The organism is Providencia sp. PROV114 (assembly GCF_032704305.1).
GTDB classification, from domain to species: Bacteria; Pseudomonadota; Gammaproteobacteria; order Enterobacterales; family Enterobacteriaceae; genus Providencia; species Providencia rettgeri.
The window spans coordinates 2,117,881-2,129,402 of sequence record NZ_CP120528.1 but is presented as its reverse complement, the minus strand read 5'-3'; the positions used below and the strand labels follow the sequence as shown (position 1 = coordinate 2,129,402).

The 11,522-nt window shown below is 36.0% G+C and carries 10 protein-coding genes; 5 read left to right on the top strand and 5 right to left on the bottom strand.

Going from position 1 to position 11,522, the window contains the following annotated elements; translation table 11 throughout:
* Positions 1-81 precede the first annotated feature (81 nt).
* Together P3L37_RS09365 and P3L37_RS09360 are read left to right on the top strand one after the other, a co-directional pair.
* Positions 82-2,235, top strand: coding sequence for a filamentous hemagglutinin N-terminal domain-containing protein (locus tag P3L37_RS09365; RefSeq protein ID WP_109913216.1), 2,154 nt, complete (start codon positions 82-84; stop codon positions 2,233-2,235).
* Positions 2,236-2,763: 528 nt separating this feature from the next.
* A complete protein-coding gene (locus tag P3L37_RS09360; RefSeq protein WP_109913217.1) occupies positions 2,764-4,440 on the top strand; it encodes a ShlB/FhaC/HecB family hemolysin secretion/activation protein in 1,677 nt (558 codons plus the stop codon).
* A gap of 343 nt (positions 4,441-4,783) precedes the next feature.
* Here P3L37_RS09360 and ompW read toward each other — a convergent pair whose 3' ends face one another.
* Positions 4,784-5,419 carry an outer membrane protein OmpW gene (gene ompW, locus P3L37_RS09355; protein ID WP_109913218.1) on the bottom strand — a complete coding sequence of 212 codons (636 nt, stop codon included), beginning with the start codon at positions 5,417-5,419 and terminating at the stop codon, positions 4,784-4,786.
* A 404-nt stretch (positions 5,420-5,823) separates the two neighbouring features.
* Here ompW and P3L37_RS09350 point away from each other — a divergent pair, with 404 nt between their 5' ends.
* Complete coding sequence (locus P3L37_RS09350; RefSeq protein ID WP_109913219.1) at positions 5,824-6,576, top strand: YciC family protein; 753 nt, start codon at positions 5,824-5,826, stop codon at positions 6,574-6,576.
* Between the two features lie 104 nt (positions 6,577-6,680).
* On the opposite strand, the gene P3L37_RS09345 is transcribed toward P3L37_RS09350, so the two are convergent.
* Positions 6,681-8,483 (bottom strand): SulP family inorganic anion transporter, encoded by a 1,803-nt coding sequence (locus P3L37_RS09345; protein ID WP_004911111.1) that lies wholly within the window; start codon positions 8,481-8,483, stop codon positions 6,681-6,683.
* A 225-nt stretch (positions 8,484-8,708) separates the two neighbouring features.
* Between P3L37_RS09345 and P3L37_RS09340 the strand changes: the two genes are divergently transcribed.
* Positions 8,709-9,266, top strand: a complete 558-nt coding sequence (locus P3L37_RS09340) for a septation protein A (RefSeq protein ID WP_109913220.1) — start codon at positions 8,709-8,711, stop codon at positions 9,264-9,266.
* A gap of 59 nt (positions 9,267-9,325) precedes the next feature.
* Here the strand turns inward: P3L37_RS09340 and P3L37_RS09335 are convergent, their stop codons facing one another.
* Positions 9,326-9,523 carry a YqaE/Pmp3 family membrane protein gene (locus P3L37_RS09335; protein WP_004911118.1) on the bottom strand — a complete coding sequence of 66 codons (198 nt, stop codon included), beginning with the start codon at positions 9,521-9,523 and terminating at the stop codon, positions 9,326-9,328.
* Between the two features lie 289 nt (positions 9,524-9,812).
* Between P3L37_RS09335 and yciA the strand changes: the two genes are divergently transcribed.
* Complete coding sequence (gene yciA, locus P3L37_RS09330; RefSeq protein WP_004911119.1) at positions 9,813-10,241, top strand: acyl-CoA thioester hydrolase YciA; 429 nt, start codon at positions 9,813-9,815, stop codon at positions 10,239-10,241.
* Positions 10,242-10,327: 86 nt separating this feature from the next.
* Here yciA and P3L37_RS09325 read toward each other — a convergent pair whose 3' ends face one another.
* Both P3L37_RS09325 and P3L37_RS09320 read right to left on the bottom strand, forming a co-directional pair.
* Positions 10,328-11,047 carry a TonB family protein gene (locus P3L37_RS09325; RefSeq protein ID WP_004911122.1) on the bottom strand — a complete coding sequence of 240 codons (720 nt, stop codon included), beginning with the start codon at positions 11,045-11,047 and terminating at the stop codon, positions 10,328-10,330.
* 126 nt (positions 11,048-11,173) lie between these two features.
* A complete protein-coding gene (locus tag P3L37_RS09320) occupies positions 11,174-11,347 on the bottom strand; it encodes a YciY family protein (protein WP_004254127.1) in 174 nt (57 codons plus the stop codon).
* Positions 11,348-11,522 lie beyond the last annotated feature (175 nt).

Genomic DNA, 11,522 nt, shown 5'->3' with positions numbered 1-11,522 from the left:
TATAACGCATAATCCCTATGCTTTAATGGAATTTTAATTAGCTATTTTTAATTTTATCTATAGTCTATTTTAGGGATATTTATGAAACATTCTACCAATCATTCTATCACTCATCCTATGATGAGAGTTAAGCCACTCTTTTTAAGTGTGTCTGTTATTTTAGGATCGATATCTATTGCTCACGGAGCAGTTGTTAATACCAATGGTGCTGGCGTAATAAATCAAAGTAATGGTCCTACTATCGTTCACATTAAAGGCGCAAGTGACAAAGGTGTTTCACACAACATTTATAGCCAATTTGATGTTGACCAAAAAGGGGTTATTTTAAATAACAGTACAGCCAACACGAATACCACTTTAGGGGGCCAAATTAATGGCAACTTAAATTTAAATAATGGTAATGGCCCTGCAAAAGTTATTTTGAATGAAGTTAATTCAAATAAAGCAAGTACTTTAGGCGGTATGATTGAAGTCGCTGGTGATAAAGCGCAAGTTATTGTTGCTAACGCATCAGGCATCACATGTAATAACTGTGGATTTATTAATACCGATCGGGTGACTTTAACAACAGGTAAGCCAATTGTTGCTGGTGGTGAAGTTCTTGGCTATAACGTTGAAAAAGGTCAGATTATTATTAATAGCCGCTTACAGTCAGATTCCCCTACTGATATTATCGCTCGCTCTGCAGTGATCCGTGGAGACATTCGCGCCAAAGAAATTAATGTTGTAGCAGGCAATAACTTTGTTGATGCAAAAGGTAATTACATTACCAAGGTACAAGGAGTTGGGTCTGCCACGCGAATCGGTGTTGATGTCGCGGCTATGGGAGGGATGTATGCCAATAAAATTACGCTAGTTTCCACGGAAAGTGGAACCGGTGTTTCTAATAACGGAAACTTAATTGCCGGAACTGGTGGAGTTAACATTGATTCAACGGGATTAGTGTATAACCAAGCAGGAAAAATGAATGCCAATGGTAATATCAATATAAAATCCAATGGGTTATATAATACAGCAACTATTGTAGCGAATGGTGATGTTGATATTAATGCACAAAACTCAGTTCTGAGTAATGTGAATGGACAGATTAAGTCTAATGATGGCAATCTCAAACTGGCTTCAGCTACGAGTGTTGATAACCGAAGTGGTATTATTCATGCTCAGCAAGACATGAACATCGCGACTGCAAATATTGTTAACACTAACGGTTCAATTAAAACTAATCGTGGAAATATTGCAATTCGTGCGACAGGTAAGATTGACAATAACTATACCCTACGTAATAACGTCATTAATGTAGACGAACGAGGAATTCGAGCAGGTGGTGATTTATCAATTGATACGACAACACTTGCAAATAATAACTCTACGTTATCAGGCCGTGATATCACAATAAATGCCCGTAATATTGTCGCGAATGATAATAGCTCGCAGATTCTAGCTAAAAGAAAAATCGATATCGATTCTGTTACGTTACAAAACAATAATTCACTGATTAAATCCACCAATGGACAGACCAATATCACCCTATCAAGTAACCTAGTAAATAACGGTTATGCTGCAATCGATAGTGGAAAGGCATTGAATATCAAAGCTAACATCATTTACAACCAAGGTTCACTCGCTTCGGGCGCAGGTAAATCAAAATTTGATCTTTATTCTCTTAATAATCAGTATGGATTTATCAAAGCCAATAACTTAGACATCAAAACCACCCATTTAGGTAATGGGAGAGGCTTAATCACTGCAGATTCAAATGTGGTTGTTAATGCAACAAGTGTTGATAATAGCTACGCTAATGGGTTTAATAGTTACGCGAGTAAATTTGGTGTTGCTGGCCAAACGGGTGGGATCTACGCGAAAGATGGTTCAGCGACTATCAAAGCAAATAGCTTAAATAACTATTCTGGTGTTATTGCTGCTAATCAAACACAAAAAGCGCCAAACGTAGGTGACATTGATATTACATTAAGAAATGACCTTGATAACCGTTATGGTAAAATCCAAGGTACAAATAATGTCACATTAGATGTAAATAAGTTAAATAATACTTACTCTGGTACTGTTGACGCTGGTAAAGATTTAACTATCGATACCTTTACTCGTGTAGATAATAATAATGGTCGCTTAAGCTCAATGGGAACGACTAAAATTACAAGTCCTGTAATTTACAATAGCCCTTATGGGCAAATTCTAGGTTCCATGATTATCTTAAATACACCTAATTATTACTAGTTAGGTAAAATAAGGAGGCAAATAGCCTCCTTATTTACTCCAAAGCAGAGTGTCAACAATATAATAAATAGAATTATTTTAGCACCATTAATGTTCCTTAAGCTACTTTAATTATTGCTCATATTAACAGTAAATAGAAGCGTTCTAAATCCAAGTAAAAATACCTATTCAATTTAATATAGAGCATTCTTTACTCATTGATTTTATTGGAGATAAATAAGCCACCATAGAATGAATTATATTGGTTGTATTTTCAGTAACAAACCCCAAAAGTATTTATACTAACTCAATCAGTTTAATTGATTTTTATTTCACATATATTTAAAGCATAATTAAAAATACTCAAAGGAAAAAATAACTTAATAATAGGTTTATTATAGGGATATAAATGAAAACCTTTTCAAAATAAAGCCCTGATGGCAAGTTAATAAGATAGTTCTGATAAAACATTGTTCATTAGCAATTTTCTTTATTATATTTCCTAACATAAAAATAACTTTAATATTTTTAAAAATTAATGTGGTGCACATGAATTTTCGATTTATTTTTTTATTGTCAACGCTATTACCTTTAGCTGTATCAGCTAATACCGCACAAATTATTGACCAACAAATCAATAATCAAGCTAGCCAAGATCGCTCTCGCCAACAACAGACTCAACTTGAAGCTAAAGATGCCTTAGGTAAAACCAGAGAACCCTCAAATAATATTTTAATTTTTGATGATGAGAAAGATTGTTTTGAAATGAAACAAGTAGTCTTACTTTCAGAACCTAAACTCCCCTCAATGAGACCTTTAGAAGCTTATGCAAGCCAAGTTGTCGGAGTATGTATCGGTATCAATGGAGTTGAAACCTTAGCAAAAGGCTTACAAGATAAAATAATTAAATCAGGTTACGTCACAACACGCGTTAATATTCCAGAACAAAACATCAGTGAAGGGACTTTAATGCTCCAAATTATTCCAGGTAAAGTTGCGAATGTTAAACTTGCCGAAGGCAGCGATACTTATATTACTTTAGGGGCAATTATGCCCGCTAAAGAAGGAGATATTCTAAATATTCGTGACATTGAACAAGGCCTAGAAAACCTTGAACGGATCCCTGGTGCGAAGGTGAATATTGAACTCGCACCAGGTAAAGAATTTTCCACCTCAGATATTTCCATACAACGAGAAAAGTCATCTCACTTTAATCTAGGAGGATATTACAATAACTCTGGAAGTCGCCAAACGGGTAAAGACCAAGTTGGAGTAACTCTGTATGCGAATAACCTAACGAGCTTAAACGATAGCTTATATGTCTCCGCCGGAAAAAATGCAAAAAACCAAGCACGAAACAGCACCAGTAATGCTTCTATTTATTATGCTGTTCCCTATAATTATTGGCTTTTCTCATTGTACGCAAGTAAAAGTGACTATAAACAAACTATTAATGACTCTGTACTTAGCTATAAATATTATGGTGACAGTAAATATTATAACGCTACGGCCAGTAATGTTTTTTTGCGCGGCCAAACGTTTAAAGATACAGCGTCAATCCAATTGATTAAAAGAAAATCAAAATATAAGTTAGAGGATGTCAGCCTACTTTCCCAACAACGAGACCTTACCAGTCTTAAACTGGGTATTAGCCATCGTCAAAATATCAACAATTCTACCATTGATGCATCATTATACCATCAACGTAACGTACCTTGGTTTGGTGCCGAAGAAAGTTGGGATATGAAATATGGTGATGTCAGCACAATGAGCCGTGTTTATACTGCCGATATTTCGGGAATGTTCCCCTTCTCATTTGACAATTTTATTATGAGTTATAACCCACAACTGTTTGTACAATATTCACGCGACCGCTTAACTATTCAAGATCAATTTTCGTTAGGTAACCGTTGGACTGTTCGTGGTTTCGATGAAGAGTTTTCACTGATCGGTGATAAGGGTTTTTACTTGCGAAATGAGTTTAACTTTTATATTCCTGGCTTTTCCTTTTATCCATACTACGCACTTGACTATGGCCGAATACTTGGAGGTGTTTATCCGCTAGGTCTCTATTCTGATGACCAACTATTAGGAACGGCTATTGGTATGAGAGGTAATGTTAATATATTCAGCTATGACTTATTTTTAGGCGCACCACTTTATAAACCTGATGAATATGAAACTAGTAGCGTCAATGCGGGGTTAAATGTGCAATGGTTTTGGTAAGTTAATATCTTAAAATTTAATCATACCTTAAAGCCGAATATCGCCCTTATATTCGGCTTTTTATTTTCATTTAGATAATACCGATATTCTGTTATTTAATCTTATTTATCTTAATAAAATAAGATAACCAATAAATGTATTTATTTTATTATCACGCTATAACCCCAATTAATCTATTAAACCAACGTCACCCTTTGCGTTACTGTTTTGTTGTTTTGTTGTTGATTGTATGTTTATAGTTAATAGAAATTGAAAAATCCGAGAATACGAATATTCTCGGATTTCCACTTCACTCTAATCCATCAGAATTCAGGTATTACCTGTATTGCTTCCTATCAAATTCTTAGAAACGGTAACCCGCACCAAACATAAATACAAATGGGTCTAAACGAGTATCGATTTTGTGTGTGTCATTACCCGCTTTAAATTTCACATCCGTTTCAATATTCATCCACCAAACAGAGGCGTTTAACATCCAGTTATCAGTTAGCATGTAATCCATACCAGCTTGCGCTGCAAAGCCCCAAGAGCTTGATAAATCAAGGTCTGATAAGCCCGCACCTTTCCCTGTTGAGTTAAATTTCTCATCAAAGAAGAAGGTATAGTTAACACCTGCACCTAAATAAGGGCGTAATTTATCTTCTTTACTACCAAAGTAATATTGCGCCATTAAAGTTGGTGGTAAATGTTTAACAGTTGCAATTGTACCTAAAGGCCCTACGCCAACTTTGTGTTCAAACGGAGTTGCTGCTAATAATTCCACACCGATATTATCAGTGATCATATACCCAAACGTTAAACCTAATTGAGTATTGTTATTAACATCAAATGAACCTAAACCTAATACATTTTCAGAACCTGCATTTGGGCGTACCGTTGCAGTACCTGTACGGAAAATAAAGTCGCCAGCTTCATGAGCAATAGAAACTGCTGGAGCTAAAGTTGCAGCAGCTAATACAAGCGCAGTGAGTTTTTTCATTATCAATCCCATTCCTGTGTTTTTATTTTAGGAAAATATACCTTATTATTTAAATTGATGTTCAAATCAAGATCACATCTTTTACTAATTTAGAGGTAAACCAATAAATATGGATTTATTATTTCATTTATTATTTTTTAAATTTTGATTTAAATCAATTTTTGGAAGATAACTAACAAAATAAAAATTTGATTTCGAAATATATATATTTATTTCGAAACTTAAACATATATTAAAAATACAACTTATATAGTTTCATTTCTTTGGCTAATTAAATTCAATCATTATGTCCATTATATTTGTCTTAACCTCCCGAATTTTATTATCTTTCTCTACCTCTAGGCGTGATACTCGGTTACAATTGGCATAAATTTTTGATCCCGTTTGTAGATAGGAGCAGTGTCATGTCCATTTCGGCCAACTCACTCATTAGTGATAGTATCAATTTCTTTAAAAATCAATTGAGTGGCCTCTTCACCATCGTGCTTTTAGCCACCGTAGTGAGCCTCGTTATCTATGCGGTGATGATCCCAAGTGAACAGATGATAGGTGTTCTGGCACAAGCACAAAGCCAGATGATTGAATCTGGTAATTCGGGGTTACAAGACTGGATTTTAGGTCTATCTGAAGAAGATAAAAGTAGTATTTTGCGTGTTTCTTTCGGGTTGATCCTCTCCGTCACTTTTGGAAGTTTGTTCCTTATTTGTGGTACATTGTCCTATATCTCTGGTATGTCTCGCGGTGAAGATATGACAGGGCTACAGGCAATAACATCATCACTGAACAAAGCACCTTCTATGTTCCTTCTATTGGTCGTCTGTTCTCTGCTTATCCAGTTAGGTATCACAATTATGGTTCTACCTGGTATTGTCTTAGCCATTGGTTTTTCCTTAGCACCAGCGATTTTAATAACAGAACGTACCAACCCTTTCAGTGCGATGGGAAAAAGCTGGAAAATGGCTTATGCGAATTGGCGTGTTGCCTTACCGATGATTTTAATTTGGATGGCGGCTCAAATGCTTATTAGTCTTCTATTGGGTAACCTTAATATGAATCATATTGTTATTAATGGCATCTCTTTTTTACTCAATAATGTTGTAGCGGCATTCGCTTTAATTTACTTTTATCGTTTATATATGCTAATCACTAAAAATTGATTTATTGATTTTCAGCTGATAACCCAAAGCGGGAAAACAACGCTTTATCCCGCTTTGGCAATAACTTCAAGTATCGAAAGATACCTTTTTATTTACATTATTTTTTAAGCATTATCTGAGCGAATATCCATCGGTGTAATTCGACTTTCACAATCATGTTCCAATATACCGAAATCTTTTTGGCACTCTTGTGCTTTTCTTTCTTCAACGCATTTCATTTGAATTTGTTGCTTACTTTGAATTAAACGGATTGCAAAATAGATATCCGGTACCACTAATAAGTCATCATCTGAACGATTGATTTTATTTTGTTCTAGCCAACGATTAAGCGACGTTCTGCGCCCTGCTAATACTAAAGTTACCCCTTTCGCCTTCAAAGATGTCACAATATCATTTAACGTGGAAAATACGCTCACATCATTGTGTGTGAAGCTGACGGCAGCATCCACAATCACCCAAGCAGGCCTCTTCCGTTGATTATCTAAATGTTTATTTAAACGTTCTTTAAAGTAATTCACATTGAAATAGGTAAGCGGAGAATTGAAACGATAAATCAGGACGCCATCAACTTCTTGAATATCATTTTCTGATGTCATCGAGTGCAACATACCATGTTCATCAACGCCTAGTAGTTGATCTGTAGGTCTAAATATAATTCGGATAAACTGCAACAAACCTAATAGAACAGCTAAGCCTACACCACTAATCAAACCAACCACCAGCACTGCACATAGCGTGAAAATACATAAGAAAAAAGCTTCTCTATTGCGTTTTCGCATTGATAAAATACTGCGAAAACTGAGTAATGAATACGTTGAAATAATCAAAACTATCCCTAAAGCAGGCATTGGGATATATTCCAATAAATTCATAGAAAAAAGTAAAACCGCTAAGATGGTTATTGCGGCAACAAGGGAAACTAATTGCGTTTTCCCCCCCATCATATCATTCACCGCAGTACGGCTACTCGCAGCACTAACAGCAAAACCCTGACCAAAAGCAGAAGCAATATTTGCCATACCTAACGCTTTTAGTTCTTGGTCTGCATCAACGGTATAACCGTTCTTGCTCGCAAAACTACGAGCCGTCATCATAAAGCTAACAAAACTGATCACAGACAAGTTTAATGATGGAATGACAAGGTCTCGAAGTAAGCCAGGTGGAAAATCAGGCATTGGGATATACGGAAGCCCTTCACCTAAATCCCCAACCGTACTAATTCCATATTGTTCGAGATTAAATAGGATACTTGCTGCTGTGGCCAACACCATTGCAATTAATAGCGATGGCCACTTGCTACGCACTCGCTTAATCAATAGAGTAATGACCAATGTTGCAATGGCAACTAATAATGTCGGAATATGTGTTTCCACTAACGCTAATGGTAATGCTATTAAGCGTTCAATAAACCCTGAAGGTAACGTACTGATACCAAATACTTTACTAATTTGGCTGACGATAATAGTGAGAGCAACCCCATTTAATAAGCCCTGTAATATCGGTCTGGATAAAAAATCGGCAAAGGTCCCTAAGCGAAATTTTGCTGCAATCAAACACCAAACCCCAGTCATAAAACTCATGACAATAATCAGCTGCCAACGAACAGTTTCATCCCCCATGGCAAGAGGTGCGACTGCGGCTGCAATTACAGCACATGTAGCGGCATCAGGACCGATAATCAATTGTTTAGACGTACCAAACAATGCATAAAAAAACATCGGTAAAATACACGAGTATAACCCGACAATTGCATTCACACCCATTAACTCAGCATAGGCAATAGCAACGGGCAAGGCAACAGCAGCGACAGATAGGCCAGCTTTAACATCAGAACCTAAATCTGAACGTTGATAGTTAAATAACGTTTTTAAACCTGGCATCCAGACAAATAGCTTTGCCTTTATCATCGGGGAAAAGTACCTATAAATTAGCAAGTTAAATTATTTTATATACTATATATATCCGAACTAATAAAGTTTATCTAGAAGTAAGTCAAATAATCGTAAAATAGTGCAAATATGATTGGTAACAAAGCATGTTTATTGGTAAAAAGGTGCAAACTTTTAACAATTAAAGCCAAAATCGGTTAAACTACTCCATTATCTTTACGTTGAGGCGCTGTATTCACTGTTATGAAACAACTTATTGATTTTATTCCTTTGATAATCTTTTTTATTGTCTATAAAAGATACGATATTTTCTATGCGAGTGGCGCATTAATGGTGACCACTCCTTTAGCGTTATTAGCAACTTATCTTATTTATAAGAAAGTTGAAAAAGTTGCAAAAATTACCTGTGCAATCGTAATGGGTTTTGCGGCTTTAACTCTTATTTTCCATAGTGATGCATTCATTAAATGGAAAGTCACTATTATCTATGCTGCATTTGCTGGTGCATTACTCTTTAGCCAATGGTTTACTGAAAAACCACTCATTCAGCGCATGTTAGGCAGTAACCAAGAAATAAAACTTGCAGATAGTTATTGGAATAAACTTAATAGTGCATGGGCTATTTTCTTTATTTTCTGTGCACTTCTGAATATTTATGTTGCTTTCTGGATGGCTCAAGATATCTGGGTTAACTTCAAAGTCTTTGGTCTAACAGCAGGAACATTAATATTTACAGTACTGAGTGTGGTCTATATTTTTAAAAATATGGTTAAAGAGCCTGTAGAAAAACACGAAGAATAATTTATAAATAGAGTTAAAAACCTGCTAATTGCATCTCGCTTAGCAGGTTTTTTTATATGTTAATAGCGCTTGTCACCAAATGCTTTTTCAATTTTTTTATCTGTATTGTACTGTGATAGTGCATATACCGACCAAATGGCGGCTGGTAACCAACCAATCAACGTGATCTGCAAAATTAAGCAAATAATCCCAGCAAAGGGGCGCCCTATCGTAAAAAATTGCAACCAAGGTAATAATATTGCCAATAACAATCTCATTTCATACCTCTAAATTAATCAATAATATTCATATTACTGAGTATAGCTAATTCAATCAGTTGACTAAATATAAAAAACACTTCTTGCTTTTTCTTTGCAAAAGTTGAGCTTTTTATCATATTTAGAAGCCGTTTATTAATAATAGATATCATATTTGTCTTATTTTTGCAGCAATTCACTCAAATAGTCATTATCAATCAATAACTACGAGGTTCAGGTTTACTATTACCTATGTAATTTGCTATAAATGCAAAATCAAAAGTAATAACCCTTTTAATAAGAGTCTGATATGCAATTGCCGAACGGTGAGTTGGTTTTACGTACATTAGCCATGCCCGCAGATACTAATGCGAATGGTGATATTTTTGGTGGCTGGCTGATGTCACAAATGGATATAGGTGGGGCTATATTAGCGAAAGAAATTGCGCTAGGACGAGTAGTTACTGTAGCGGTAAATGGGATTAAATTTCAAAAGCCTGTTGCCGTCGGTGATGTTGTTTGTTGCTACGCACGCTGCCTAAAAACAGGGAAAAGCTCAATTACAATTAATATTGAAGTTTGGGTAAAAAAAGTAGCAACCGAGCCCGTTGGCCACCGCTATCGTGCAACTGATGCTGTATTTACCTATGTTGCCGTTAATGACGATAGTACCTCTCGTTCATTACCCAAAGAAAAGCAGCATTTTCAATTAGCCAGTTCTGAGCAACACGCAGACTAAACTTTAATACCTATCTTAAAATATAAATAAAACAAAAAGCACCTCATTAATTAAAGGTGCTTTTTTATTTTGCAAGAAAAGAACACTTATACTTGGCTTACGGTTCCATCCAATTTGAAATAAATTTCGGTCACATAGCCTTTTGCAGGTTGCTTTTCAAAAGTCCAACGGTTCATAGCCCGTTTAACATCGCGCTCGAATAACCCTTTAGGTGAAGCTTCAACAAATTCAATATTTGTCACTCGCCCACCATCATCAATATCATAACGAACCTTCACATACCCTTCTTTACCTAAGCGACGTGCGCGTTCAGGATAGGAAGGAGCTTGTTTATGCAGAGCCCTAGGGCCACCCTTTTTGGTTGATTGACTATTACTTGCCCCAGTATTGTTAGCTGTCTTTATTGGGTTGTTATTCGTTTTCGGTGCAGTAACATCTGATTTTAGGTTATTCATAGCCAATTGCTTTTCAACCGGCTTAACATCTTCTTTAATCTTTTTCTTTTCTTCCTGTTTTGGCTTAGGTTTTTTCTTCACCTCAGGTTTTTTCTTAGGTAATGCAATAACGGGTTCAACCACCGGTTCAGGCTCTGGCTCAATAACGGGTTCAGGTTCTGGCTCTACCGGTGTTTCAACCTGCTCAACAGGTTCAGAAGCAGGTTCAGGGGCAGCAAAAGCAACCATAGCAATCGTCAATGGCTCAGGATCTCTAGCCAAATTAGGTTGATTAAAAATCCATGCCATTGCAAGGCCTGCATGAATAGATAATGAAATGACGATAATTAAAGTCCAACGCATCCAACGCATATGCAATTTCTACCCTACACCTGTCTACCAAAAAGAATATGACTGATAGTTTAAATGCAAATAGCAATCATATTCAATAAGGTTTGTCATACAAAGTGAAAAATGTGAGTGCGCGCTGTAATAACCTTACTCAATCCATTGGGTAAAAAGCAGGGAATGTCGACGATGGTAAATATCAATTTTACGCATTGCATAGATGCGCATGTTTCGCCTTGAATGCCCTTCTAGCCAGCGTCTGCGGCGGCGTAGGGATTGTCTTAACATACGCCAACGCCCTACTTCATGCCTACTACGTCTCATTTAATTGTGTCCTTTAATCGTCTAAAAATTATTAGAAAAAAATATTATATTCCTTTGAAAAAAAGAACCAAGAGGAACTTTTTATATACGCTTAGAGTACAATATTTAATTTCACAACAATAATATCACCTTACACAATCATTTTTTCCTTACGAATTACTCTATTTCACGAAGC

Coding starts and splice junctions, on each gene's coding strand:
- P3L37_RS09320 (WP_004254127.1), bottom strand. CDS start 11,347: ATGAGACGTAGTAGGCATGAAGTAGGGCGTTGGCGTATGTTAAGACAA.
- yciA (WP_004911119.1), top strand. CDS start 9,813: ATGCAATTGCCGAACGGTGAGTTGGTTTTACGTACATTAGCCATGCCC.
- P3L37_RS09360 (WP_109913217.1), top strand. CDS start 2,764: ATGAATTTTCGATTTATTTTTTTATTGTCAACGCTATTACCTTTAGCT.
- P3L37_RS09325 (WP_004911122.1), bottom strand. CDS start 11,047: ATGCGTTGGATGCGTTGGACTTTAATTATCGTCATTTCATTATCTATT.
- P3L37_RS09365 (WP_109913216.1), top strand. CDS start 82: ATGAAACATTCTACCAATCATTCTATCACTCATCCTATGATGAGAGTT.
- P3L37_RS09335 (WP_004911118.1), bottom strand. CDS start 9,523: ATGAGATTGTTATTGGCAATATTATTACCTTGGTTGCAATTTTTTACG.
- P3L37_RS09340 (WP_109913220.1), top strand. CDS start 8,709: ATGAAACAACTTATTGATTTTATTCCTTTGATAATCTTTTTTATTGTC.
- ompW (WP_109913218.1), bottom strand. CDS start 5,419: ATGAAAAAACTCACTGCGCTTGTATTAGCTGCTGCAACTTTAGCTCCA.
- P3L37_RS09345 (WP_004911111.1), bottom strand. CDS start 8,483: ATGATAAAGGCAAAGCTATTTGTCTGGATGCCAGGTTTAAAAACGTTA.
- P3L37_RS09350 (WP_109913219.1), top strand. CDS start 5,824: ATGTCCATTTCGGCCAACTCACTCATTAGTGATAGTATCAATTTCTTT.